Source organism: Rhizobium mongolense subsp. loessense (assembly GCF_900099775.1).
Taxonomy (GTDB): Bacteria; Pseudomonadota; Alphaproteobacteria; order Rhizobiales; family Rhizobiaceae; genus Rhizobium; species Rhizobium loessense.
On record NZ_FMTM01000007.1, the window covers coordinates 203,800 to 227,997 of the forward strand.

23 protein-coding genes are annotated in these 24,198 nt (G+C 60.1%); 8 read left to right on the forward strand and 15 right to left on the reverse strand.

All coding sequences use genetic code 11. The annotated features are described in order from the left end of the window. Positions 1 to 10: 10 nt before the first annotated feature. Genes BLP23_RS22080 through BLP23_RS22095 form a run of 4 tightly spaced genes read right to left on the reverse strand, consistent with a single transcriptional unit; the run spans position 11 to position 5,163 of the window. Entirely contained in the window at positions 11 to 559 is a 549-nt protein-coding gene (locus BLP23_RS22080; protein WP_092586930.1) for a sarcosine oxidase subunit gamma, read from the reverse strand. Further along, positions 552 to 3,545 (reverse strand): sarcosine oxidase subunit alpha, encoded by a 2,994-nt coding sequence (locus BLP23_RS22085; protein WP_092586931.1) that lies wholly within the window; start codon positions 3,543 to 3,545, stop codon positions 552 to 554. Before BLP23_RS22085 ends, BLP23_RS22080 begins: the two co-directional genes overlap by 8 nt. Further along, positions 3,542 to 3,883: a sarcosine oxidase subunit delta gene (locus BLP23_RS22090; RefSeq protein WP_092586932.1), complete on the reverse strand. Its 342-nt coding sequence runs from the start codon at positions 3,881 to 3,883 to the stop codon at positions 3,542 to 3,544. The genes BLP23_RS22085 and BLP23_RS22090 overlap by 4 nt, the downstream gene beginning before the upstream one ends. 26 nt (positions 3,884 to 3,909) lie before the next feature. Next, positions 3,910 to 5,163: a sarcosine oxidase subunit beta family protein gene (locus tag BLP23_RS22095; protein ID WP_092586933.1), complete on the reverse strand. Its 1,254-nt coding sequence runs from the start codon at positions 5,161 to 5,163 to the stop codon at positions 3,910 to 3,912. Positions 5,164 to 5,408: 245 nt separating this feature from the next. Here BLP23_RS22095 and BLP23_RS22100 point away from each other — a divergent pair, with 245 nt between their 5' ends. Then, positions 5,409 to 6,380 carry a FecR family protein gene (locus BLP23_RS22100; RefSeq protein ID WP_092586934.1) on the forward strand — a complete coding sequence of 324 codons (972 nt, stop codon included), beginning with the start codon at positions 5,409 to 5,411 and terminating at the stop codon, positions 6,378 to 6,380. A 4-nt stretch (positions 6,381 to 6,384) separates the two neighbouring features. Here BLP23_RS22100 and BLP23_RS22105 read toward each other — a convergent pair whose 3' ends face one another. The 5 genes from BLP23_RS22105 to BLP23_RS22125 form a co-directional block, all read right to left on the reverse strand. Next, positions 6,385 to 8,556 (reverse strand): CHASE2 domain-containing protein, encoded by a 2,172-nt coding sequence (locus BLP23_RS22105; RefSeq protein WP_092586935.1) that lies wholly within the window; start codon positions 8,554 to 8,556, stop codon positions 6,385 to 6,387. Between the two features lie 178 nt (positions 8,557 to 8,734). After that, positions 8,735 to 8,965 carry a hypothetical protein gene (locus tag BLP23_RS22110; protein WP_039846116.1) on the reverse strand — a complete coding sequence of 77 codons (231 nt, stop codon included), beginning with the start codon at positions 8,963 to 8,965 and terminating at the stop codon, positions 8,735 to 8,737. Positions 8,966 to 9,017: 52 nt separating this feature from the next. Then, positions 9,018 to 9,254 carry a 30S ribosomal protein S21 gene (rpsU, locus tag BLP23_RS22115; RefSeq protein ID WP_022715889.1) on the reverse strand — a complete coding sequence of 79 codons (237 nt, stop codon included), beginning with the start codon at positions 9,252 to 9,254 and terminating at the stop codon, positions 9,018 to 9,020. 47 nt (positions 9,255 to 9,301) lie between these two features. Continuing rightward, complete coding sequence (locus BLP23_RS22120; protein WP_092586936.1) at positions 9,302 to 9,604, reverse strand: cold-shock protein; 303 nt, start codon at positions 9,602 to 9,604, stop codon at positions 9,302 to 9,304. Positions 9,605 to 9,711: 107 nt separating this feature from the next. Beyond that, entirely contained in the window at positions 9,712 to 9,921 is a 210-nt protein-coding gene (locus tag BLP23_RS22125) for a cold-shock protein (protein ID WP_028739741.1), read from the reverse strand. Positions 9,922 to 10,287: 366 nt separating this feature from the next. Between BLP23_RS22125 and rpsU (BLP23_RS22130) the strand changes: the two genes are divergently transcribed. The 5 genes from rpsU (BLP23_RS22130) to BLP23_RS22150 all read left to right on the forward strand — a co-directional run bounded on the left by rpsU (BLP23_RS22130) (position 10,288) and on the right by BLP23_RS22150 (position 15,019). Continuing rightward, positions 10,288 to 10,500, forward strand: a complete 213-nt coding sequence (rpsU, locus tag BLP23_RS22130; RefSeq protein ID WP_003585885.1) for a 30S ribosomal protein S21 — start codon at positions 10,288 to 10,290, stop codon at positions 10,498 to 10,500. A gap of 138 nt (positions 10,501 to 10,638) precedes the next feature. Then, positions 10,639 to 11,508, forward strand: a complete 870-nt coding sequence (locus tag BLP23_RS22135) for a tetratricopeptide repeat protein (protein ID WP_092586937.1) — start codon at positions 10,639 to 10,641, stop codon at positions 11,506 to 11,508. A gap of 27 nt (positions 11,509 to 11,535) precedes the next feature. After that, on the forward strand, positions 11,536 to 12,600 hold the full coding sequence (locus tag BLP23_RS22140) for an NAD(P)/FAD-dependent oxidoreductase (protein ID WP_092586938.1): 1,065 nt from the start codon (positions 11,536 to 11,538) through the stop codon (positions 12,598 to 12,600). 218 nt (positions 12,601 to 12,818) lie between these two features. Next, positions 12,819 to 14,477: a sensor histidine kinase gene (locus tag BLP23_RS22145; RefSeq protein ID WP_092587062.1), complete on the forward strand. Its 1,659-nt coding sequence runs from the start codon at positions 12,819 to 12,821 to the stop codon at positions 14,475 to 14,477. 62 nt (positions 14,478 to 14,539) lie between these two features. Next, positions 14,540 to 15,019 carry a DUF992 domain-containing protein gene (locus tag BLP23_RS22150; protein ID WP_092586939.1) on the forward strand — a complete coding sequence of 160 codons (480 nt, stop codon included), beginning with the start codon at positions 14,540 to 14,542 and terminating at the stop codon, positions 15,017 to 15,019. A 97-nt stretch (positions 15,020 to 15,116) separates the two neighbouring features. Here the strand turns inward: BLP23_RS22150 and BLP23_RS22155 are convergent, their stop codons facing one another. The 6 genes from BLP23_RS22155 to BLP23_RS22180 form a co-directional block, all read right to left on the reverse strand. After that, positions 15,117 to 16,511, reverse strand: a complete 1,395-nt coding sequence (locus BLP23_RS22155; protein ID WP_092586940.1) for an NAD(P)(+) transhydrogenase (Re/Si-specific) subunit beta — start codon at positions 16,509 to 16,511, stop codon at positions 15,117 to 15,119. 10 nt (positions 16,512 to 16,521) lie between these two features. Beyond that, a complete protein-coding gene (locus tag BLP23_RS22160; RefSeq protein ID WP_092586941.1) occupies positions 16,522 to 16,920 on the reverse strand; it encodes a proton-translocating transhydrogenase family protein in 399 nt (132 codons plus the stop codon). After that, positions 16,910 to 18,067 (reverse strand): Re/Si-specific NAD(P)(+) transhydrogenase subunit alpha, encoded by a 1,158-nt coding sequence (locus tag BLP23_RS22165; RefSeq protein ID WP_092586942.1) that lies wholly within the window; start codon positions 18,065 to 18,067, stop codon positions 16,910 to 16,912. Before BLP23_RS22165 ends, BLP23_RS22160 begins: the two co-directional genes overlap by 11 nt. 99 nt (positions 18,068 to 18,166) lie before the next feature. Beyond that, complete coding sequence (locus tag BLP23_RS22170) at positions 18,167 to 18,391, reverse strand: aa3-type cytochrome c oxidase subunit IV (protein WP_092586943.1); 225 nt, start codon at positions 18,389 to 18,391, stop codon at positions 18,167 to 18,169. Between the two features lie 118 nt (positions 18,392 to 18,509). Then, positions 18,510 to 19,262, reverse strand: a complete 753-nt coding sequence (locus BLP23_RS22175) for an N-acyl amino acid synthase FeeM domain-containing protein (protein WP_092586944.1) — start codon at positions 19,260 to 19,262, stop codon at positions 18,510 to 18,512. Between the two features lie 135 nt (positions 19,263 to 19,397). After that, the gene (locus BLP23_RS22180) at positions 19,398 to 21,701 is read right to left on the reverse strand and encodes a putative bifunctional diguanylate cyclase/phosphodiesterase (protein WP_092586945.1); all 2,304 of its coding nucleotides are present in this window, start codon (positions 21,699 to 21,701) and stop codon (positions 19,398 to 19,400) included. Between the two features lie 320 nt (positions 21,702 to 22,021). Between BLP23_RS22180 and BLP23_RS22185 the strand changes: the two genes are divergently transcribed. Both BLP23_RS22185 and BLP23_RS22190 read left to right on the forward strand, forming a co-directional pair. Further along, complete coding sequence (locus tag BLP23_RS22185; protein ID WP_092586946.1) at positions 22,022 to 22,561, forward strand: TRAP transporter small permease subunit; 540 nt, start codon at positions 22,022 to 22,024, stop codon at positions 22,559 to 22,561. Between the two features lie 21 nt (positions 22,562 to 22,582). Then, entirely contained in the window at positions 22,583 to 24,142 is a 1,560-nt protein-coding gene (locus BLP23_RS22190; RefSeq protein WP_092586947.1) for a TRAP transporter large permease, read from the forward strand. Positions 24,143 to 24,198: the final 56 nt, after the last annotated feature.

A 24,198-nucleotide genomic window follows, 5' to 3' on the forward strand; every position in this document is an offset into this window, starting at 1 on the left:
GGCCAGCCCGTCAGTGCCCCGCGTCTTCTGCCGCCTCGGCCAGCAGACCGAAGACATAGTCGGAAAACGACCGCCAGCATTCGACCCGGAACGTGTCGTCCTCGGTGCGGAAGAACACGACTTCCGCCTTGCCGAACAGCGTGCGCGAGCAGGCGCCGACCGGAAATGTGCCGATCGACAGGTCCTGCGGGCAGCCGCCCGAAAGCGCGGCTTCGGCGCCGGGGCCGGAGACGATGATGCCGACATTGCGATGGGAGACATCCGTCGCCGAATGAAGGAGGCTGACACCTGAAAACAAGGCCATCAAATCTGCGCCGTCTTCATCGATCACCAGCCATTCGTCGGGGCCGAGCCAGAGCGCCGAGCGTCCGCCCTCGCGGCCCGAGGTCTTCGGCGCATCCGGGATCGTGACACCGAGAGCCGATGAAAGAGCCTTGAGCGAACCTGCCGGCGCCCTCAGCGCCACCCGACTCGCCGCCGGCGCAGGCGTCAGCCGTACAGTGGCAGAACCGCCGTGGTTGCCCGAAAGAGCGGATTTGCGAATTGCCATATCAACCATTGATCCGGCCTCCATCTTTGTCAAAGAACACCATATCCGTCACTTCAACGGCGATCGTCTTGTCCGGCATCGGTACGTAAAGAGTCTCGCCTATGCGCGCCCGGCCGCCGGCGACCAGCGCGAAGGCGATCGACTTGCCGAGGTTTTCCGACCAGTAGGACGAGGTCACATGACCAAGCATGGTCATCGGTTTCGGCTCGTTCGGATTGGCGACGATCTGTGCGCCCTCTTCGAGTACCAGCTTCGTATCCTTCGTAACGAGACCGACAAGCTGCTTGCGGCCTTCCCTGACGAGATCGGGACGCTTGAGCCCCCGAATGCCAACAAAATCGGTCTTCTTCTTTGAAACGGCCCAAGAAAGACCTGCGTCATCCGGCGTAACCGTGCCATCCGTATCCTGTCCAACGATGATATAGCCCTTTTCGGCGCGAAGAACGTGCATCGTCTCGGTGCCGTAGACGCAGGCGCCGAGCGGCTCGGCATTCGCCCAGACAGCTTCGAGCACCGACTGGCCGAAATCGGCTGGAACGTTGATTTCGAAGCCGACTTCGCCAGTAAACGACACTCGGAAGAGGCGCGCAGGCACGCCGCAGACCTTGCACTCGCCAACGCTCATATGCGGGAAGGCCTCGTTGGAAATATCGAGCCCCTCAACGAGCGGTGCGACGATCTCGCGCGCCTTGGGACCTTGCACGGCAATCACAGCCCATTGCTCGGTAACGGAGGTCAGCCACACCTTCAGGTGCGGGAACTCCGTCTGCAGATAGTCTTCCATGTGATGAAGAACGCGCGGCGCGCCGCCTGTCGTCGTCGTCACATGGAAACGGTCATCGGCAAGACGCCCGACAACGCCGTCGTCGTACACGAAGCCGTCTTCGCGGGTCATGATGCCATAGCGGCACTTGCCGGGTTTCAGCGTGTCCCAGGCATTGGTGTACATGAGGTTCATGAACTCGGCCGCATCCGGGCCGACGACCTCGATCTTGCCGAGCGTCGAGGCATCAAAAACGCCTGCGATATCGCGAGCCGTTTTGCATTCGCGGGCAACTGACTGATGCATCGTTTCGCCGGCGCGCGGATAGAACCAGGCACGTTTCCAGTTGCCGACGTCTTCGAACACAGCGCCATGCGCCTCTTCCCACTGATGCATCGGCGTCTTACGCGCGGGGTCGAAGAGCTCGCCGCGCGAATGGCTGATCAGCGTGCCATAGGTGACCGGCGTATAGGGCGCACGGAAGGTCGTGAGGCCGACCTGCGGGATTTCCTTGCCGAGCATTTCAGCGGCGATCGCCAGACCGTGCATGTTGGAGAGCTTGCCCTGGTCGGAGGCCATGCCGTTCGTCGTGAAACGCTTGATGTGCTCGATCGAGTGCATGCCCTCGCGCACCGCAAGACGGATATCCTTGGCGCAGACATCGTGCTGGAAGTCGATGAAGGCCTTGGCGCTCGTCTCCGGGCCGGCACCTTCGGCAGCACCGATCATACCTCCGGTCCAGTCATAGGCCTGCTCGGCCGAGATGCTGATCTTGCCACTGCCCGATTTTCCGACGGCCTGCGCCATCAGCTCGCCGGCAGCAAGAGACTCTTCGATCGTCTGCTGCAGGCCGTCCGTGCCGTTGCAGGCGCCGACCGACAGGCAGTCCTGCGCATAGGTGCCGGGCAGGAAGCGCTGGCTTTCCGGCTCGAACTTCACCTTGCCGCGCGACTGCGAGAAAAGGTGCACCGACGGCGTCCAGCCGGCCGAAACCAGCAATGCATCGATTGCAATCTTGCGTGGCGAGCCGCCACCGTTGCGGGCCACGGTCATCGATGAGACGCGGAGCTTGCCGGAAGTATTAATGACCGATTGTCCAGCCAGCACCTCGATACCGAGCGAACGCGCTTCGGCAAGGACTGCAGCCCCCGGTGTCTGGCGGCAATCGACGATCGCAGTGATTGCCACGCCGGCACGCTTCAGGTCGAAAGCGGCTTCATAGGCCGAATCATGGGCGGTGTAGACACCAATCCTGGCTCCGACAGCGACGCCGTAATGGTTCAGGTACGTGCGCGCAGCGGACGCCAGCATGATGCCCGGACGGTCGTTGTTTCGGAATACCATGTGGCGCTCGATTGCACCGCTGGCGAGGATCACCCGCTTGGCGCGGACCTGCCAGAGACGCTCGCGCGGCAGGTCACGGCCTGGCTTGGCGATATGGTCGGTCACGCGCTCGGCAAGAGCGATGAAATTATGATTGTAGTAGCCGAAGGCCGTCGTGCGTGTCAGAACCTGCACGTTGTCCATCGCCTTGAGCTTGGCAGCCGCCTGCTGCGCCCAGACATAGCCTTCGATGCCGTCGATCTTTACTCCGCAGTCGAAACGCAACGCACCGCCGCATTCCGGCTGCTCGTCGCAGATGATGACGCGGGCGCCCGCCTCAGCCGCGGCAAGGGCAGCGGAGAGACCGGCAACGCCTGCGCCGGCGACGAGCACGTCGCAATGCGCATAGCGGCTTGCGTAGTGATCCGGATCGGCTTCCGTCGGCGCGACGCCGAGACCGGCGGAGCGTCGGATGAGTGGCTCATAGACGTGCTTCCAGGCAGCCCTCGGCCACATGAAGGTCTTGTAGTAGAATCCGGCCGCAAAGAACGGCGAAAGCAGATTGTTGATGCCACCGACGTCAAAAGCAAGCGACGGGAAGCGGTTCTGCGACTTGACGATCATACCGTCGAAGACTTCCTGAACCGTGGCGCGCACGTTCGGCTGCTTTCGCGCCGAGTCTCGGGCGACGTCGATCAGCGCATTCGGCTCTTCCGCGCCAGCTGAAAGGATGCCGCGCGGGCGGTGGTACTTGAAGGAGCGGCCGACGAGATGCACGCCGTTGGCGATCAGGGCCGAAGCGACGGTATCGCCTTCGAGCGCGGTATAGCTCTTGCCGTCGAAAGTGAAGCGGGCGGTTCTCGCCGGCGTCAGGCGTCCCTTGCCTGGAATTCGGTTCGCGCCGCTCATTGCGCCTCTCCTTCCATCGCTTCATAGGTTTCGACGGGGGCGTGCGGGACGCTGGCAGCGCCTATTTCAGGCTTTGGCTCGCCTGCCTTGTAGGTCATGATGAATTTGTCGCTGATGGTGTCGCGCGCCGCATTGAAGAAACGGCCGCAGCCGTGGACGTGCCGCCAGCGTTCGAAGATCAGACCCTTCGGGTTGTCGCGCAGGAAGAAATAGGCCTCAAACTCCTCGTCGGAAATCGAAGCGATATTCTGGGGCCGCGCAATATGCGCGTCGCCTGCGCCACGGAATTCGAGCTCGGAACGCTCTTCCTGACAGTATGGGCAGTGGATCAGTAGCATTGGTTTCCCTTGTCGGAAGTGCGTGGTCAGTGCGCGACGGCGGCGGCTGCCGCTTCGTCGATGAGCCGTCCGGTGCGGAAGCGCTCCAGCGTCAACCCGGCATTGAACTTGTGCGGCTCGTCACGGGCGATCAGGTGCGCAAAGAGATTGGCCGAACCCGGCGTTGCCTTGAAGCCGCCCGTTCCCCAGCCGCAGTTGACGTAGAGCCCCGGAACCGGCGTCTTCGACTGGATTGCCGAACGGTCCGGCGTATTATCGACGATGCCGCCCCAGGAGCGCATCATCTTCACGCGGCGGAACATCGGAAAGAGCTCGCAAATCGCATCAAGCGTATGCGTGATGATCTGCAAGCCGCCTGTCTGCGAATAGGAATTATACTGGTCCGTGCCAGCGCCGATGACGAGCTCGCCCTTGTCGGACTGCGAGATATAGGCATGCACCGTGTTCGACATGACGACACAGGGAAAGATCGGCTTTAGTGGTTCGGAAACCAGCGCCTGCAGCGGGCTCGATTGCAGCGGCACGCGCACGTCCGCCATCTTCATCACGGTCGTCGAGTGGCCAGCCGCGGAGACACCGAGCTTCTTCGCGCCGATGAAGCCGCGATTGGTTTCGACGCCAACAACCCGCCCGTCCGGTCCGCGGCGGATGCCGGTGACTTCGCAATTCTGGATGATGTGAACGCCCCGATCCGACGCCGCACGGGCGTAACCCCAGGCGACCGCATCATGACGCGCCGTACCGCCGCGGCGCTGCAAAGCGGCGCCGTTAATCGGGTAGCGCGCCTTTGCCGAAATATCGAGCGGGGGGCAATAGGCCTTCGCCTGCTCCGGCGTCAGCCATTCATTATCGATACCATAGAGGCGGTTGGCATGGATATGGCGCTTGAAGGACTGCTGATCGTGGATGTTGTGCGAGAGCATCATCACGCCGCGCGGCGAATACATCACATTGTAATTCAGATCCTGCGACAGGTTCTCCCAGAGCTTCATAGAATGCTCGTAGATGTGCATGCTCTCTTCATAGAGATAGTTCGAGCGGATGATGGTGGTGTTACGGCCGGTGTTGCCACCGCCGAGCCAGCCTTTTTCCAACACCGCGACGTTGGTGATGCCGTGCTCCTTGGCAAGGTAGTAGGCTGCTCCCAGACCATGCCCGCCGCCGCCGATGATAATGACGTCGTATTGCGCACGCGGCTCCGGCGAAGTCCACTGCCTCTCCCAGCCCTTGTGGCCTCTGAGCGCTTCCCGTGCCACGGCAAAAACCGAGTATTTCCGCATCCGCCTTGATCTCCTTCAGGGAAAGGCATTTTCTTCGTGGCCATACAAATCGCAAATCGAAATGCGGCACAACGTTTCTTTTGCGACGCGAACGGGCTTTTGTTTGACATGGGTGGAACAAGTGGTGATGACAGCGAGGTTGTCGCATCCGCCCGGCCGCACCGGATTAGTCCGACTAACCCAAGAGGGCAGGAAGACGAGCCGCAAAACTACATGCTAATATTCCTATTCTTAGGGGTATTCCCATGTCGTATCGGCGTCTTGCCACAGCCACGGTGCTCAGCGCCGTGCTTTTCAGCCCCACGCCGGCCTCCGCAGCCGAGCAGGTTGGCCAGGCGGTCCACATCAAGACGGAAGTGACCGGTCAAACGGGACCGCTGACCGTAAATGCCGCAGTCCATCGCGACGAGCGCATTCGTACATCGAAATCCGGCCTCGGCCAGTTTCTCTTCCGTGACGGCACCAAGCTTGCGGTTGGCTGGGGTTCGTCAGTCGTCATCGACAAATACATCTTCGATGACTCTCAATCGGTGAAAAAGCTGAGCATCCGCGCAGCGAAGGGGACTTTCCGCTGGATCAGCGGCAGTTCGAAATCGTCCGCCTACCAGATCCTGACACCTGCGGGCACGATCGGCGTGCGTGGCACCGCCTTCGATTTCTATGTCGGCCCGGATGGAACGACGGCCGTCGTCATGCTGAATGGCGCCGCCCAGTTTTGCGGCCCGGGTGGCTGCCGGCAACTGACACGCCGTTGCGACTGTGTCGTTGCAACACCCAACGGCAACATGACGGATGTGGCGCCCGTCAACCAGGGCGTCCTTCGAAGACTGGGAACGCCACGCGCCCTCCCATTCCTTTCCGGCAGTCAGTCGCTTTCCGGCATGATGGGCGGCGGCTGCGGACTGATGGCGGCACTGCAGCGGCCCGATAACCTTCAGCGCCAGGCGCCGGCCGTCTCGCCTCCGCAACCGAAGCCGGAGAAACCGCATAAACCTGACAAGCCGGATAAGCCGGATAAGCCGGATAAGCCCGATAGACCACACAAACCCGACAAACCCGACAGGCCGCATAAGCCGGACAAGCAGCATGACCACGATCGGCCGCATAAATCACATGATCACCACCGGGGCGATCACGACAGAGACCGCGACGAAGGCGACCATCATCATGGCAAGGACCGCGACAGGGATCGCGGCGAACGGAACCACCATCGCTGATGCGTCATTGTGCGGGGCGCGCTTCCTCAGAAATCGGTTCATCACGGAAATGTTCGGCCCTGCGGGAAATCCGGCGATAAAACTCTGCCAGGCCGGGTGCGATCATTTTGCTCCTCAACCTGATGGCACTGACGATCCTGCGCGTGTCGGGCGAGCGCAAGCGAAGTGCCTCGATAAGCTGATCGTGGAGCTGCCGCAGCTCACCAAATTCGGCCGATTGCCTCACGCGCTCATCGCCGACGACAGCGAATAGGCGCGTCCGACTGCTCTTTCCCTTCAGGCCGATGGTGCCCGCTTTAAGCAGCGCAGCGCCTAACTGCAGCCGCGCCGTGTCCTCCGAAATCAGAATATCGAAGCCGACTTCCTTGCAGGAGGATTCGATCCGCGCAGCAACGTTCACGGCATCGCCGACGGCCGAGTAGTTGAAGCGCGTTTCGGCTCCCATATTTCCGACACAGGCAATGCCGGTATGGATGCCGATGCCGATTCCCACCGGCTGATCCTTGCCGAAGCCGAAGGCGTCGGCAGCATTGAGCTCGGCAAGCGTTTCCCGCATGGCCAGAGCGGCGCGCACCGCCTTCGTCTCGTGATCGGCAACATCGACTGGCGCATTCCAGAACGCCATGATCGAGTCGCCGATGAACTTGTCGAGCGTGCCCTCATTGGCGACGACATGGCGGCTCAGCGCGTCGAGCAGCGTGTTCAGGAATCCGACGACGGCCGTCGGCGGCAGCCGCTCACTGATTTCGGTGAAATGACGCACATCGACAAACATGACCGTCAGCTGCCGATCGTCGCCGCCAAGGCGCATTGCGTCGCGGGTATGCTCGATACGATAGAGAAGCGATGGCGACAGATACTGCCCGAATGCGCGGCGAACCTCGCGCCTTTCCCGGTCGATCACCAGGATGCGGAACGACGTCGCGGCGAAATGCGTCACTGATCCGCTGATGATCGGAGCCAGCGGATCGAAAAGAAGCCCGGCATAGGAAAAGCAGAGCCAGGAGGCGACAACAGCAAGCGCAGTAATCGCCAAACCACAGGCCAGGGCGACCGCCGGGCTGACGAAGGTCGTCAATATCACCAAAAGGCTGCCAAGCACTGCGATGGCGAATATCTCCAGGCCATCCGCCCAATCCGGCCGCGACAGATAGCGGCCGTTCAAAATCTGCTCGACGGCCTGCGCGTGCAGCGAAACGCCCGGCACATTCTCTCCAAGCGCCGTGACACGGATATCCTGCAGCCCCGCGGCCGACGTGCCGATAAAGACGATACTTCCGTTTATCGCCGCGCTGACTTCGGCCGAGGCACCTTTTTCTGCAAGCACATGCCGCGCGGAAACATATCGCTCCGCACGGTCGGGGCTGACATAGAGCCATAGCTCGCCGGCCGCCGTCACTGGGACGACAAAATCGCCTGTCTTGACTGAGACCATGATGCCCTGCGCATCCGGAGCGCCCGCCAGCACATAGGTCGAGACGCCCTGCGCAACACGCAGCGCCTCCAGCGCCAGATTTGGATAAAGCTGCTCACCATCCGTCAAGAACAGCGGAACTGCCCGCACGACCGACGAGGAGCTGCCCGGATTGAGACTGATATGACCGATGCCAGCGGCGTTCGCTTCAAGGCGCGGACGTAACGGCGTTGCGGCATGGATATGCGGAGGTGCGCCGACGGGACTCTCGCCGGTGAAGGCGAAGCCTGCCTTGACGGATGGGCGATAGGTTCCCTCGTTGGTCAAGCCGAAGCCGAGCACGACAGGCTTATCGGCAATCGAATCGGCGAAAATCTCGTCATTGTCCGGCAATTGCGACAGCAGCGACGGATCGATGCCGGACACATTGCCTAAGACGGTCCGTGGCGAAAGCCGGTCCGGCTCGGCAAAGAGAATGTCGAAGGCGATCGCCGCCGCACCCATCTCGGACAACCTGTCGACGAGCAGAGCCAGCCTGTCTCTCGGCCATGGCCACTGGCCGAATTCGCGCAGCGATGCCTCGTCGATATCGATTACCCGAACCGGCAGCTCTTCGAAGGATCGCGGTGATACGCGCTGGTATTCGTCGAAGGTCACATCGCGGATCGATCGCAGCAGCTGTGGATCGCTGGCCCGTAGCAGCGTGAGCACCGCAACAATCGCCAAGCCGATGATGACACCGATTTGCTGCGCGCGTGTCATGAACCCGATGGCGCCCCCTACGCTGCAAGCCGCTGAGCAGCGAAGAAAGGCTACGCCGCTTTAGCGCCGAACGCCATCCTGTCGCAGAACTGGCACGCAGCATAACGAGAGATTGTGTGGGAGCGCGTGGGAATCGGGCAGACGCCGTCCGGGAAGGGACCGCGTTTTGCAATAAAACCTATTGGCCGGCCGATTTGACTGAAACCTTGCGCTTCCTTTTCGGAGCCGGAAGTTCGGGCTCAGCTTCGGCCTGCCGCTGCAGACGGAGGGCTTTCAGCTTCTCCGTCTTTTTTTCACGCAGTTTTGCTTCGTCTGCAATAATCGCCCGCGCCGTGTGATCCGTGGCTTCCGCCTTGTCGCGGGCCGACATCTTCGTGGCGTTGAAGAATGCGTCCTTTGTGGCAGTCATTCACTTTTCCTTGGATGGTTCGCGATTTGGAAACCACGCTCGCAAGCGACACTCAACGTGTATTTGCGGCCTTTTTGGGCATCGGCAGCAAACCTTCGCGCTGCATCTTCTTGCGCGCGAGTTTCCGCTGACGGCGGATAGCTTCGCCCTTTTCGCGGGCGCGCTTCTCGGATGGCTTTTCATAGGCGCTGCGCGCCTTCATTTCACGAAACAGACCTTCGCGCTGCATCTTCTTCTTGAGAACGCGAAGAGCCTGGTCGACATTGTTGTCCCTGACGAGAACCTGCAAAATCTTATCCTTTCGCGGCAATGGCATGCCGTATGGTTAAAGAGGCGTTACTTTCGAACCTTGATGCTGAACGTCTTCAGCCAAGGCTCGGCATTGGAAGTTTGGGCTACCTGAGCGCCTGAAATCCGCGGCGGGGATTCGGTCGCATCGATATCAAGCGCTGTTATCCTGCGCTCGAAGTTTTCGGCCTCGAACCGAACACGGTATTGTACATGTCCATGGTCGTTCGGCAGGATGCCGACGACCCTGCATCGCCTGTCGGCAGCGGCAGTTCGGGTGAGACCGGACTTCAGCACGACAAAGTCACCTATTTTATAGGTCGGCTTTGCCTTATAGTTTGGCTTTGGCATCACGGTGCTCTTTCAAAATGTCAAAAAGGCCGGGCGCTTTACCCGACCTCTTCCCGTCATTCGGCCTGCTGCCAGTACATCCGTGGTCAGCCGTGGCAAATGACAAATCACGCGGCCTGGAGATTATCCGCAGCGTTCTTGCCGGACTTTTTGTCCCGGACGAGATCGTAGCGTACCTTCTGCCCGTCGGACAACGCGCTCATGCCGGCACGCTCCACGGCGGAAATGTGAACAAATACGTCGGTCGAACCGTCGTCCGGCTGAATAAAGCCAAAGCCCTTGGCGCTATTGAACCACTTAACTGTGCCTGAATTCATGAACGATCTCCTTTCAATCGCTGCACTGCCGGGAAAAATTCGCCGGCTCTTATCGAGAGTTGAGAGGAAATCTGACAGAGCGCTCAGCGCGTGACAAAGGTCACAAGCAATATTCGATAGGCTCATATATAGGGGTATTTCTGCATACCGCAATAGCAAATGCATTTCTGGACGCCGCATCCACCAAGCAGGCGGAAGGCTTATCCGCCATTTTTTCCGCAGATCGCCATATCAGTCTGGACTTCGTGCCTTCGATCTGTTATCCCGCATCACCAATCGCAAGGCTCCGGCCGCGCGAACCGTATAATTTTGCCCTGGCGCTGTGCCGCCGCTGGTGTCAACCAAAACCAAAGGAACGTGATTCTCGTGCAGGTACTCGTCCGCGATAACAATGTCGATCAGGCTCTCCGCGCTCTCAAGAAGAAGATGCAGCGCGAAGGCATTTTCCGCGAAATGAAGATGCGCGACTACTACGAGAAGCCGTCGCAGAAGCGCGCCCGCGAGAAGGCCGAAGCTGTTCGCCGCGTTCGCAAGCTGGCTCGCAAGCGGGCCCAGCGCGAAGGTCTGGTCGCACGCTAAGCGGTGCCGTCGTTATTTCGACGTTTTCAAATGCATGTTGGCGGGGGCGATTACGTGTCGCCGCCGCCTTTTTATTTTTGCTGCTGAAGATCGCATATCCGATTGCCCCCGGATATGACGCATGGGGGAAGCGCACGAATGGCTGATTTCTTGTTCACCTCGCCCCGGTCCTTGCGCGCGCCGAAAGCGACGCTGCTGCCGGTGCTTGCAGTTCTTGCCGCAATCGGCCTTGCCGGTTGCCAGACCGACAACACCTCCGATGCTGTGATCCGCCTCGACAAGGCTCAGGGTTCCGAAGAGAACATTGCCTCGTTGACCTCGGTGATCAATTCCAATCCGCGTGATCCGGAAGCATACAACGTCCGAGGCTCGGCCTATGGCCGTGCCGGTCAGTTCAAGGCCGCGCTGAACGACTTCAATACCGCCCTGCAGATCAATCCGCGCTTCTTCCAGGCCTATGCCAACCGCGCGCTCGTCCATCGCAACATGGGCCAGCAGCAACAGGCGATCGCCGATTACAATGCCGCGCTGCAGATCAACCCGAGCTACGACGTTGCCTATATCGGCCGCGGCAACGTCTATCGCCAGGCCAGCCAGGACGATGCGGCATTCAACGATTTCGCCCGCGCGATCCAGCTCGGCACGACGGATGGCCGCGCCTATCACAATCGCGGCCTGATTTTCCAAAAGCGCAATCAGCAGGACAAGGCGATCGACGATTTCTCGAAGGCAATCTCGCTGTCACCGAATTCGCCCGAGCCCTATAATGGCCGCGGCATTTCCTATATCGCGCTGAATGACGACGACAATGCCTTCGCCGACTTCAACCATGCGATCGAGCTCAACGGCAACATCGCCGAATCCTGGGCCAACCAGGCGCTCGTCTACGAGCGCCGTGGCGAAAAGGACAAGGCGGCCCGTTCCTATCGTCACGCGATCGGTCTGGACCCCAAATACCAGCCGGCCCGCGACGGCCTGGTCCGCGTCGGCGCGGCAACCAGCGGCTGATACCTGTAGATCACGGAGAAAACAGCGATGGCGGCGAAACGGCATGTGATCGTCGTCGGCGCCGGTATCATAGGCGCCTCAATCGCCTGGCATTTGGCGAAGGCCGGTGCTGCTGTGACGGTCATCGCCGAAGAAACCGGCGGCGTCGCAACACCCAATTCCTTCGCCTGGATCAATGCCAGCTGGGGAAACCCCCAATTCTACTTTCATTTCCGGCGCCGCTCGATGGCGGAGTGGAAGCGGCTCGCTGCGGAGCTTCCGGGCCTGCCGCTTTCCTGGTGCGGCGGCATCTGCTGGGACCTGCCCGGCGATCAACTCGAAGCTTACGCGAAGGAGCATGGCGGCTGGGGTTACGGAATCGACCGCATCGAGCGCAGTGAGATCTCCCGCCGCGAACCCTATTTGCGCAATGCACCCGATTTTGCCCTTGCTGTCGCTGAGGAAGGTGCAGTCGAGCCGGTGGCAGCCGCGCGCATGATGCTGGCGGATGCCGAAGCGCGAGGCGCGAAATTCATCGGCGCTGCCGTTCGCAGCCTCATCCGTAGCGGAGATCACATTGCCGGCGTCGTGACGTCACAAGGTCTGGTCGATGCGGATCATGTCGTCCTCGCTTCCGGTGCAGGATCCGTTCCCATAGCCGCGTCAGCCGGGATCACGCTGCCGATTGACGCTCCGCCCGGCCTGATCGTCCACTCCCGCCCGTTCGAGAAACGGCTGAACGGCCTGGTGATTGCGACGGAACTGCATATGCGCCAGACGACCGAAGGACGCATCATCGCGGGCAGCGACTTCGGTGGCAGCGATCCGGGCGAAGACCGTAAGGCGACCGCGGCCGCTCTCTTTGCAAAAGTTAAAGCGAGCCTTTTGGAAAGCGACGCTCTGACAATGGATTTCCTCACTGTCGGATATCGCCCGACGCCGCGAGACGGCTTCCCGATCATCGGCAATTGCGGCATCGGCGGCCTTTACGTCGCCGTTATGCATTCCGGCGTGACGCTTGCTCCGTTGGTCGGCACGCTCGCGGCAAACGAAATTCTGTCAGGCGCAACTGACGCAAGCCTCGGATCATTTCGGCCCTCCCGGTTCGCCTGACGGCACAATAGTATGACCATTACAATTCTTCCGTCAGCATGTTTTAGTGTGTTGCAACCAATTTCCCGTGCCCCTAACATGTTCCTGCTTCGATAGCAGGCTATCGGGAATCCGGACGCGTTGAGGGCACTGACGGCGATGCAGCTTTTTGCTTTCGTAACTGTTTGCGAAAATCCGGCCAGGCCATTCGCCCTCGAAAGCCTGCAAAGATTATGCCCATGAGTCTGCGTGCGCGGCTGTTTCCCAAAGCTTCGATCGGCACCTACCTGATTGCCATGGCGGTCTCGATCGCCGTACCGATCTTTGCTTTCGTCACACTCCTGCTTCTGCAGCTCGAGGACAATCAGCGCACGACGCTGCGGCGCGAGACGGCGCAAGACGCGCTGACCCTCTCTCGCTCTATTGACCGGCAGTTGCAGGACATGGCGACGACACTTCGTCTGCTCTCAACATCGCCGGAACTCGAGAACAACGACTTCGCCTCGTTTCATGAGCGGACCGAAACGGCCCTGCGCGGCGATACTCTCTATGTGATCGCCGTCGACCGAAGCGGCCAGCAGCTACTGAACACGCGCCGTGATTTCGGCACGCCGCTAAGCAAGACAGCCAATATCCCTGCGATGGAATCGGCCATCGGGTCCGGCCGTATCGAAGCATCCGACGTCTTCAAGGGAGCGACCAGCGGCGAGTGGGTCTACAATGTCACGATGCCGCTGGATGCGGGTCAAGTCGCGGCCCTGATCGTCACCCAGAATGCCAAGGACCTCGCCAGACTTGTCACGACCGAAGGGCTTGCGTCGGGTTGGTCGGCTGCGGTGATCGATCAGGGCGGCCATGTGGTGGCTTCGAGCGGCATGGCAAGCATTGCCCCTGGAACGCCGTTCGACACGCGTATCCTGCCGTCGCTTACCGCTTCGCGCGGCGTCTTCGAAGACGAGGATATTTTGCCGAATCAACTCCTGGGTTATGCTCAAATTCCCGGGTGGTCCTGGAAAACGGTGGTCTGGGGACCGGTTGCCACGGCGCAGGCATCGATCCTCACGACATGGCGTTTCCTGATCGTCGGCGGCATCGCATTGCTTCTGGTCGCCGTGCTTGCGGCCTATGCCGTGGCGCGGCAGGTGCGCACCACGATCCGCGATATAGCCGACATGGCGAGCCGCATGGGCGAGGGCCAAATCGTGGCGCCGATCGATACCAGCGTCATTGAGGCAAACCAGGTCGCCGTTGCTCTCTCCAATGCCTCGTTCGATCGCAGCCAGACGGAAGACCGTCTGCATTTCATAATGCATGAGCTCGTGCATCGAACGAAGAACCTGCTCACGCTGGCCCAGGCAATGATGCGCCAACTCGCCAAACAGGCCGACAGCGTCGAAGGCTTCCAGTCGGCCGTTTCCGATCGCCTCGACGGGCTCGTCCGTTCGATTGAGCTTTTGACAAGCGAACAATGGTCCGGTGCCTCGCTCCGCCGGGTCATCGACATTCACCTGGAGGCCTTCCCGCAGGCAGCCGAACAGCTTGAGATTTCCGGAGAGGATTTTGTGGTCAAGCCGGAGGCGGTCCAGAACCTGGGCCTGACGCTGCATGAGCTTGCTACCAATTCGGTGAAATACGGTGCGCTTTCCGTACCGCAGGGCCGCGTCTCCTTCTCCTGGGCGAATATCCAGGTCGAGGATCAGTCCGAGGCAATGCTGCGTTTTATTTGGGAGGAACGGAACGGTCCCGAGGTCGCTACACCGTCTCGCTCCGGCTTTGGAACCACCGTCATCAAGACGCATGCAGCAGCAGCCTTCCGCGCAACGGTGCAAGTGGACTACCTGCCGCAGGGCCTGATCTGGACCCTGACGGCGCCGCGCAGCACGCTCGAGCGCGAATAACGGCCGGAACAATCAAAAGGATCAATTCGTTTCCGATAGGTCATCCGAAAGGGAGAACGGCCATGTTCAAGCACATGATCATCGCAGCAACGGCGGCGGCGGCAGTCTTAGCAAGCCCGGCAGGCGCTGCGAACTATATCAGCCTCGGCCGTCTGGTCTGCGGATCGGAAGGCGGTCAGGGACTGATTGTCACTTCGCAGAAGAATCTCATCTGCACCTACACGCCTGCCGGAGGCGGGCCGAAAGCGGTCTATGCTGGCAGAATCGAGAAATTTGGCCTGGATATCGGCGAGACCGGCAAAAGCGTTATGATCTGGCAGGTTCTTGCCAAGACCGGCACAAACATTCCGGAATTTGCACTTGCCGGTGAATACTACGGAATCGGCGCCGATGCCAGCCTTGGCGCAGGTGCCGGTGCCAAGGTGATCGCCGGTGGCACCAACAAGGCTTTCATGCTGCAGCCGCTGAATGTGCAGGCCCAGGAGGGCCTCAATCTCGCGATCGGCGTGGAGAAAATGACGCTGGCGCCCGCTGATACCTGATAAGGGTCAGCGGAGATGGAAAAAGGCTCGCCCAGGCGGGCCTTTTTCTTCGGCTGGCATCGCTTGAAATAAAGGCCTGGCTCGGCCTGGCCTTGGCTCAGTGACCGATCGCTTTGTTGATCTCCTCGGTGACCTTCTTTGCATCGCCGAGCAGCATCATCGTGCCATCCTTGTAAAACAGCGTATTGTCGATGCCGGCATAGCCGGAGCCGAGTGAACGCTTGACAAAGAGGCAGGTCTTGGCCTTGTCGACATCGAGGATCGGCATGCCGTAGATCGGCGAGGTCTTGTCATCGCGCGCCGCTGGATTGGTGACGTCGTTGGCACCGATGACATAAGCGACATCGGCTTGGCCGAAGTCGGAGTTGATGTCTTCGAGTTCGAAGACCTCGTCATAAGGCACGTTCGCTTCGGCCAACAGCACGTTCATGTGGCCGGGCATGCGGCCGGCGACCGGATGAATTGCGTATTTGACTTCGACGCCGGCCTTCTTGAGATTGTCGGCCAGCTCGCGAAGCGCGTGCTGCGCCTGGGCAACCGCCATGCCGTAGCCCGGCACGATAATGACCTTGGAAGCGTTCGCCATCAGATAGGCGGCATCCTCTGCCGAGCCGAGCTTGACGGTCTTGTCGGAATTGTCCGCTGCCCCGGCGGAGGTCTCGCCACCGAAGCCGCCGAGAATGACGGAGATGAACGAGCGGTTCATGCCCTTGCACATGATGTAGGACAGGATCGCACCCGAAGAGCCGACCAGCGCACCGGTGATGATCAGAGCGAGATTGCCGAGCGTAAAACCGATGCCGGCTGCCGCCCACCCCGAATAGGAGTTCAGCATGGAGACGACGACCGGCATGTCGGCGCCCCCAATTGGCACGATCAGCAGCACGCCGAGCGCCAGCGAAAGCGCCACAACCGCCCAGAAATCGAAATGGCTTTCGGTTGCCGCGAGCCCGATGATGAAGAAGACGATCAGCACCAATAGCGCGATGTTGATGATATGCCGGAAGGGAAGCAGGATCGGCTTGCCGGACATGCGCCCGTCGAGCTTCAGAAAAGCGATGATCGAGCCGGTAAAGGTAAGCGCCCCGATCGCGGCGCCGATCGCCATCTCGATACGCGCCTCGCCATGGATCGAGCCGATATCGCCGATGCCGAAGGAGGCCGGTGTATAGAGCGCGGAGGCAGCAACAAGCACGGCGGCAAGGCCGACCAATGAGTGAAAGCCTGCCACCAGCTGCGGCATCGAGGTCATCGGGATGACGCGGGCGATATAGGCGCCCGCCCCGCCGCCGATCGCCAGTCCGAGCACGATCAGCACGAAGCCGGCGAAAGAAGGCGTGGCCAGCGCCAGCGTCGTGAGGATCGCCATCCCCATCCCGATCATGCCGTAGAGATTGCCCTTGCGGCTGGTCGCCGGATGGGAGAGGCCGCGCAGTGCCAGGATGAAAAGCACGCCGGAGACGAGGTAGAGGAAAGCTGCGATATTGGTCATTCGTCCGGCCTCACTTGTCCTTCTTGCGGTACATCGCCAGCATGCGCTGTGTGACGAGGAAACCGCCGAAGATGTTGACCGAGACGAGAACGAGCGCGACGAAGCCGAAACCGGTCGCAAGCCCGCTTGCCGAAATGCCGACTGCAAGCAGCGCGCCGACGACGATGACTGAGGAGATTGCGTTGGTGACGGCCATCAGCGGGGTATGCAGCGCCGGTGTCACCGACCAGACGACGTAATAGCCGACGAAGATCGCCAGCACGAAGATCGCGAGCTGGAAGATGAAGGGATCGATCGCCCCGCCCGTCGCCGCACTTGCCGCTTCCGGTGCCTGCGCGGCCGCCGCCACGACTGCGTTGACCGCCCGGTCAAGCTGCTCCAGCGCCTTTTCCATTGCTTCACTGGCCATCAGCTATCCCCTTCTTCGTCCCGCCGAATGCCGGATGCACGACATCGCCTGCATAGGTCAGCATGGTCGCTTTGATGAGTTCGTCGTCGAGGTTGAGGAGGACGCTCTTCGTCTCCTTGTTGAGCATGGTCTCGAGGAAGGTGACGAGGTTCTTGGCATAAAGCGCCGAAGCGCTGGCAGCGACCCGGCCCGGCAGGTTGGCGAAGCCGATCACCTTGACGTCTTCGACGTCGACGACCGCGTCTGCAACCACGCCCTCGATATTGCCGCCACGCTCGACCGCAAGATCGACGGCAACGGCGCCGGGCTTCATCGAAGCCAGCATCTGGCGCGAAACGAGCTTCGGCGCAGGGCGGCCGGGGATCAGTGCCGTGGTGATGACGATGTCCTGCTTGGCGATATGCTCGGCAACAAGCGCTGCCTGCTTCGCCTGGTATTCCTTGGACATTTCCTTGGCGTATCCGCCCGCCGTTTCCGCTGCCTTGAACTCCTCGTCTTCAACGGCGATGAACTTGGCGCCGAGCGAGGCGACCTGTTCCTTGGCGGCGGGGCGAACGTCGGTGGCCGAGACCGCAGCGCCGAGGCGCCGCGCCGTCGCAATCGCCTGGAGGCCGGCCACGCCTGCACCCATCACGAAGACCTTGGCGGCCGGAACGGTGCCGGCGGCCGTCATCATCATCGGCAAGGCGCGATCATAGACGGACGCCGCTTCAATCACGGCCTGATAGCCGGCGAGATTTGCCTGTGAGGAAAGAACATCCATGGACTGCGCGCGCGTAATGCGCGGCATCAGTTCCATCGCGAAGGCTGAAAGCCCTGCCTTCGCCATAGCGGCAATCGCCTCATCGTTTCCGTAGGGATCCATGATCGCGATGACGACCGCGCCGCTCTTGTAGCCGGCAATCTCCGCCTCCGTCGGGCGGCGCACTTTCAGCACCACATCCGCGGTTGCCGCATCGCCAGCCGAGCCGATCCGCGCCCCTGCAGCCTCAAATTCGCTGTCCGGCATACGCGATAAAACGCCAGCACCTGCCTCGACCACGATGTCGAAGCCGAGGTTCCTCATCTTCTTCACAGTTTCGGCAGACGCCGCAACGCGTGTCTCGGAACCGATCGATTCTTTGGTAATGAAAACGATATTGCCCAACTGCCCCCTCCTCCGGGTCAGCCAAACCACCGCGGGCTCACCGCTCAGGCCAAGCACCTATTCAAAGATTCGGAAATGCCGCTCCTCGCCTGCTGCCGGTCAGCGCAGCAGGACGATGCCGGCAACGAAGATGATGAGAAAAACCAGGAGGCCGCCGAGAAAGCCGCTGCTGGTGAAGAAACCGACCGTCATGCCAAGCAGCAAGGCGATCAGGAACATCGTGCCGTATTTCGCAGCCGAAATGAACAGATTGTAGGTTTGTTCATGTTCCTTGTAGTCCATCGGCGCGCCGACTTCGACGGGTCCGTTGTGTTCTTCGGCCATGAAATTTCGTCTCCCTGAATGCCATGATCCCATTCAGGGCTTACACAAAGCCTGGGAAAAGCGCAATGCATGAGAATGCCGCAGCCGGTGCGCTTTGCGGCATTTCATGAACGCGGCTTTAAAGCGGCAGATCGGTGCCGAACTGGCCCTCCGGCACGAAGCGAGCGGTCGGGATGATGGTGAGCGACGGCAGCGTGCTGTCGGGGCCGCGGGAAAACATCATTCGCTGTTCGCTGGCGCTGGAGATAAAGAAGGGATAACGCGTCAGAAGCTTTCGGCCAACCTCGATCACATTCGTCGCCATCAGGGTCATGTCGATTCCGTAATTCTTCGCCAGCCGGCCGGGCACGATGGTATCGGCATAGAAGACCCGCTTGTAGAACGCGGCGTGCGGGGGCCGGCAGAACTGGAGAACGCGGTCTGCACGGAAATGTGCCGCCGCAACGATGCTTGGCCTCAGCGTCAGGTAGGGAATCCACGACAGGTCGGCGGTCAGTTCCGGATCGGCTGCAAAGCGCGCCGGATCGATCAAGGTCAGCCCTGCATCCAAGAGCGAATCGATCGCTTCAGGAAAGGCGCCGGCGGACTGGCTGACGCGATGGTCCGGCGTTACATAGTGAAGTCGGACCGTGCTGACCATTTCGCCGTAATAGTAGAGACCGAAGACATAAGCATGGCTATCGAAATCGGTATCGTCCAACAGCCCCTTTGGGGCGAGCGCCAGCACGTCATGGGCCTTGTAGGCCTTCCAGCGCAACCGTTCGACATCTTCCATGTCCTCGCTGCTTTCGATGCGGCGATATTCGACATGGTCCAGAATTTCGAGAAGCTTTCTTGAAAAGTCACTTGTATTCAAAGGGATTGACGCCATTGATGTTCCCGCAGTTAACGGGCCATTAATCATATCTGGGCACGCAAAGAGCAAGATGTATCAAAAATTTCTGACGTATTTGAATTATTAAGGTTAACAGACCCGAGTAAATGGGCTCTGCTGCGATGGCGGCGATCAGGCGACCTTGCTGCGGCGGCGCTGGGTGACGCGACGGCTGAGCGCTTGCGAAAGGATGCCGATCTCCTTTGAGGGGACCGGCGGAGAGAAGACATAGCCCTGCACGAGATCCGCGCTGCGATGCTTGTTGAGCAATGCCAATTGCTCAACAGTTTCCACACCCTCGATGACGATCTTGAGCCCGAGCTCGCGGGCGAGATTGACGGTACCGCACAAAAGCTTCAGACGGCGCGTGTCTTCCGCGATATTGCGAACGAAGGAGCGATCGATCTTGACGATATCGAGCGGCAACGTGTCGAGATAGCTAAGGCTGGAGAAGCCCGTGCCGAAGTCATCGATCGCTATGGTGATGCCGTGGGAGCGCAATTCCGCGAGGATGGCGCGCACCGCCGCAGGCTCGTCGATGAGACAACTTTCTGTAATTTCCAGATGCAGCCGCGACGCCTTCAGGCCGGATGTTGAAAGCGCTTCCGAAACGACGGCGAGGATATCGTTGTCACGCAGGTCGCGTGCCGAGAGATTGACCGAAATCGCGATGTGGTCGGGCCAGGTCATGCATTCGCTGCAGGCCCTGAAAAGGATGAACCGCGTGATGTCCGATATGATGCCCATCTCTTCGGCGAGGCGGATGAAAACGTCCGGCGGAATGGCGCCTTTTTCCGGGTGGACCCAGCGCGCCAGCGCCTCGGCGCATTCGATGCGTGTCCCATCGTTTTTGAACATCGGTTGAAACACGACGCTGAGCGCGCCCGCAGCCACCGCTTCGCGCAAGTCCGCTTTCAGCTTCTGCTGCTCGATGTAGCGGCCATCCATTTCGTGTTCGAAGCCGGTGATGCCGCCGCGCAGCCGTGACTTGCTTTCAAAGAGGGCGAGGTCCGCTTTGATGCTCCACTCCTCCATTGCAAATGCATTGCTTTCGAGGAGCGCGTAGCCGGCGCTGAGCGATACAAGGAAGGTGACCTCGTCCACTTCATAATTGCCCTGTATGTCGGCATGCACCCGGCGGATTTCGGCATCGAGCGCTTCGTTGTTCTTGGCATGGGGGAAGAAGATGACGAATTGGTCGCCCATGAGGCGGCCGACGATGGCATTGCCTGCTTTGTCCTTGATGCACGCCGCGATCGCGCAGAGCAGGTGATCGCCGGTGATGTGGCCGCGCATGTCGTTAACGTGCTTGAACTCATCGATGTCGAGGACCATGAACCCAAGCGGCCCACGCCTTTTGGGGTGGCGCTCGATATACTCCTTTACGAGATGACCAAAATATTCGCGGTTCGGCAGGCCGGTCAGTGCATCGAAGCGGACCATATGCAGGATCTTCTGCTCCGCCTTCACGCGGCTCGAAACATCCTCGAAGATCAGAACGGCGCCGCCGTCGGCACGACGCTTCGCGGAAAATTCCAGCGACAGACTCTCTGGAAAATGGATCAGGGTGCGCGATAGGCCCTCCTCGGCAACCTGTGTCAGCTGCCGCAGAATCAATTCCGGTTGCGAGGCATCCATGAAGCTGTAGCGCGCGCCGTAGCGCAGGACGGCACCGAGGTCGCGATCCTTCAACCGGCCCGGATCGCCGATCTTGAGGAGCTCGCAGGCCTTCCGGTTGATCACCTGGATACGGTTCGACGGATCGACCATCACGAGACCGTGCGGCATATTGTTGAGCGCGGTATCGAAACGATCGGCAATCAGCGAGATCTGCCGGTGAGCGATGACATTCTCATAAAGGAACTCGCGCACGCCGTTGGCCATCGCCCGCGTCGTCAGCCAGAAGGGAATGAGGAAGATAGAGAGGATGCCGCGATAGAAATCCAAAGCCATCAGGCTGCAGACAATCATCGGCAGGCAGCAGGAGAAAGTCTGCAGGTCGACTGCCAGCCGCGAACCGTAATTGCGGCCGACGACGGAAACCATGGTCGCCATCGTGACGGAAATGCAGGCAAGCTCCGCGAAGGAATCATGCACGACGAAGATGGCATAGCCGCTGCCGATGCCGAGGATGGCTGTAGTGCAGGCTGCACCGGCAACCAGGACGCGCTCCCAGCGCTCGATGCCGGCGCGCGACAGTTTCTCTTTTTCCACGCGATCGAACCGCCGGAAGGTGAGCATACGGACGCAAAAGACCAGGAAGGCGGCAGCCGACAGCAGAACATAGATGGAAGACTGCGTTTTGGCCGCAACCGCCAGGAAAGTTGCGACATGCACAATGACGCCGGCGAGCAGCGTCATGCGGTTCCCCGAAAGAGAACTCACAAACGACAGATACACGTCGATAGGGACCCTGTTCGGGTTATGTGGTTTCATCCATACTTTCCCTGTGCGCCGGGATGATACGGGGAACCTTTTAAAAATTGATTGCCTAGACCCTAACTGTTTGGTTGTTTTTTCTAAAACCGAAGAGAGAATTTCAAGATTAAGCGCGAATTTCACAGCCATGAAGTGAAGTTTATGGAAAAATGATCCACGCTTAGGTTGCTGGTTGTTCAGGCTGCATCTAAACCGCCGCATCCAAAGTCTACGACTAAAATCCTATAAGGCCGTTTATTCTTTCAATTTCCAAAACCGTAGTTTACACAAATTTCAAAAGTGAGAACTTGCCGCAAAGGCAGAGTAAGGGGAAAGGCATGCCGGCGTTTCTAAGCGTCAGCCGGCTGATCGACAGCGTCAGCCAATTCATAGGGAAAATCGCCGATTACATGGTGCTTGTGTGCTGCTTCATCAGCGCTGGCAATGCAATCGTGCGCTATCTTTTCAATTACAGCTCGAATGGTTGGCTGGAGATTCAATGGTATCTCTTTGCCTACATCGTCGTGCTCGGGGCGGCTCATACGCTGCGCAACAATGAGCACGTACGCGTTGACCTGATCTACGGATCGGTTTCCGACAAGGCCAGAATCTGGATCGATATCATCGGTTTGATCGTCTTCCTGATCCCGGCCTGCTCTTTTCTGGCTTTCTTGTGCTGGCCCTATTTCGTGATCGCCTTCCAGCAGGGTGAGATATCCGCAAATGCGGGAGGGCTCATCCGCTGGCCGGTCAAGCTTATTCTTTTCGCAGGTTTCGCACTCCTGGTGCTGCAGGGCATTTCGGAACTCATCAAGAGGATCGCCGCGGTGCGCGGCTACATCCAGCTCGAAACGAAATACGAAAAGCCGCTGCAATAAAGCTCTCCGGGAGGAACGGATTTGTTTGACTTCGGTATCATTCCACCGGCGATGTTTCTGGGCATGGTCATCTTCATGCTCTACGGCTTTCCGGTCGCCTTTTCGCTCGCGTCCGTCGGCCTCTTCTTCGGGGTCATCGGCATAGCAACCGGCCATTTCAGCGAGGCCTTCCTGCAGGCCTTGCCCCTTCGCGTCTTCGGCATCGTTTCCAACGACCTGCTGCTCGCCATACCCTTCTTCACCTTCATGGGCGCCATTCTGGAACGGTGTGGCCTGGCGGAGGATCTTCTCGAGGGAACCGGCAAGCTCTTCGGCGCCGTACCCGGCGGTCTCGCCTACGCCGTCATACTCGTCGGCGCTGTTCTCGGCGCCATCACCGGCACGGTTGCGGCATCGGTCATCACAATGGGCGTGATCTCGCTGCCGATCATGCTGCGCTACGGCTACAATCCGCGGCTGGCGACAGGCGTCATCGCCGCATCGGGCACGATCACTCAGGTCATCCCGCCCTCCCTCGTGCTCGTCGTTCTCGCCGACCAGCTCGGCAGATCGGTCGGTGACATGTATCTCGGCGCCATCGGCCCTTCGATCCTGCAGGTCGCGATCTTCCTTGGCTTCATCCTGTTCCTGTCCATCTTCCGGCCAGGCTTGATGCCGCCGCTGCCGAAGGAGGTGCGCGGCGAGTTCAACTGGGCACTGCTGATGAAGGTGCTGGCCGGCATGGTGCCTTCCATTATCCTCATCTTCCTTGTGCTCGGCACGATCTTCATGGGGCTTGCGACGCCAACGGAAGCTGGCGCCCTCGGCGTGGTGGGCGCGATCGCACTCGCAGCGCTCCACCGCCGCCTGACCTGGCCGCTGGTCCGCGAAGCCATGACATCGACGATGCATATCACCTCGATGGTGGTGATGATCTTGATCGGCTCGACTTGCTTCAGCCTCGTCTTTCAGGGCATGGATGGTTCGCGCTGGATCGAGCACATGCTGTCCGGCATCCCGGGCGGTCCGGTCGGCTTCCTGATCTTCGTCAACCTCTTCATCTTCGTCCTCGCCTTCTTCCTCGATTTCTTCGAAATCGCCTTCATCGTCATTCCGATGCTGGCGCCCGTCGCTTCGGCGCTCGGTATCGATCTGATCTGGTTTGGCGTGCTTATCTGCGTGAACATGCAGACGAGCTTCATGCACCCGCCCTTCGGCTTCGCGCTGTTTTATCTGCGCTCCATCGCCAGCCGTGACGTGAAGACACGGGACATCTACATGGGTGCGATCCCATGGGTCGTCATGCAGCTCATCCTCGTCGCGGTTGTGATCTTCTGGCCGCAATCCGTGACCTACTGGCTAAACAAGGGTCCGGCCGTGGACCTCAACACGATCAAGATCGAAATACCCGGCTTCGGCGGCAATCAGCTCTCGCTGCCTCCCGCGCCTGGCGGCGGCAGTACACCACAGATCCCGGGTCTCACCCTGCCGCCCCTGAACGGTCTGCCCGGTCAGCAGCCTGCCCCTGCGACGCCCGCGCCGGCCAATCCGGCACAACCAGCACCGCCGCCCGATCTCAACCAACCACCAAAGATCAATTGAATGCAAATGAAGAAGCCCCGGGTTTCCATCCGGGGCTTCTTGTTGGCGATGCGATA

Bases quoted from the DNA above. Each gene is read 5' to 3' on its own strand.
- BLP23_RS22080 (WP_092586930.1), bottom strand. From the start codon at position 559: ATGGTTGATATGGCAATTCGCAAATCCGCTCTTTCGGGCAACCACGGC.
- BLP23_RS22085 (WP_092586931.1), bottom strand. From the start codon at position 3,545: ATGAGCGGCGCGAACCGAATTCCAGGCAAGGGACGCCTGACGCCGGCG.
- BLP23_RS22090 (WP_092586932.1), bottom strand. From the start codon at position 3,883: ATGCTACTGATCCACTGCCCATACTGTCAGGAAGAGCGTTCCGAGCTC.
- BLP23_RS22095 (WP_092586933.1), bottom strand. From the start codon at position 5,163: ATGCGGAAATACTCGGTTTTTGCCGTGGCACGGGAAGCGCTCAGAGGC.
- BLP23_RS22100 (WP_092586934.1), top strand. From the start codon at position 5,409: ATGTCGTATCGGCGTCTTGCCACAGCCACGGTGCTCAGCGCCGTGCTT.
- BLP23_RS22105 (WP_092586935.1), bottom strand. From the start codon at position 8,556: ATGACACGCGCGCAGCAAATCGGTGTCATCATCGGCTTGGCGATTGTT.
- BLP23_RS22110 (WP_039846116.1), bottom strand. From the start codon at position 8,965: ATGACTGCCACAAAGGACGCATTCTTCAACGCCACGAAGATGTCGGCC.
- BLP23_RS22120 (WP_092586936.1), bottom strand. From the start codon at position 9,604: ATGCCAAAGCCAAACTATAAGGCAAAGCCGACCTATAAAATAGGTGAC.
- BLP23_RS22125 (WP_028739741.1), bottom strand. From the start codon at position 9,921: ATGAATTCAGGCACAGTTAAGTGGTTCAATAGCGCCAAGGGCTTTGGC.
- BLP23_RS22135 (WP_092586937.1), top strand. From the start codon at position 10,639: ATGGCTGATTTCTTGTTCACCTCGCCCCGGTCCTTGCGCGCGCCGAAA.
- BLP23_RS22140 (WP_092586938.1), top strand. From the start codon at position 11,536: ATGGCGGCGAAACGGCATGTGATCGTCGTCGGCGCCGGTATCATAGGC.
- BLP23_RS22145 (WP_092587062.1), top strand. From the start codon at position 12,819: ATGAGTCTGCGTGCGCGGCTGTTTCCCAAAGCTTCGATCGGCACCTAC.
- BLP23_RS22150 (WP_092586939.1), top strand. From the start codon at position 14,540: ATGTTCAAGCACATGATCATCGCAGCAACGGCGGCGGCGGCAGTCTTA.
- BLP23_RS22155 (WP_092586940.1), bottom strand. From the start codon at position 16,511: ATGACCAATATCGCAGCTTTCCTCTACCTCGTCTCCGGCGTGCTTTTC.
- BLP23_RS22160 (WP_092586941.1), bottom strand. From the start codon at position 16,920: ATGGCCAGTGAAGCAATGGAAAAGGCGCTGGAGCAGCTTGACCGGGCG.
- BLP23_RS22170 (WP_092586943.1), bottom strand. From the start codon at position 18,391: ATGGCCGAAGAACACAACGGACCCGTCGAAGTCGGCGCGCCGATGGAC.
- BLP23_RS22175 (WP_092586944.1), bottom strand. From the start codon at position 19,262: ATGGCGTCAATCCCTTTGAATACAAGTGACTTTTCAAGAAAGCTTCTC.
- BLP23_RS22180 (WP_092586945.1), bottom strand. From the start codon at position 21,701: ATGAAACCACATAACCCGAACAGGGTCCCTATCGACGTGTATCTGTCG.
- BLP23_RS22185 (WP_092586946.1), top strand. From the start codon at position 22,022: ATGCCGGCGTTTCTAAGCGTCAGCCGGCTGATCGACAGCGTCAGCCAA.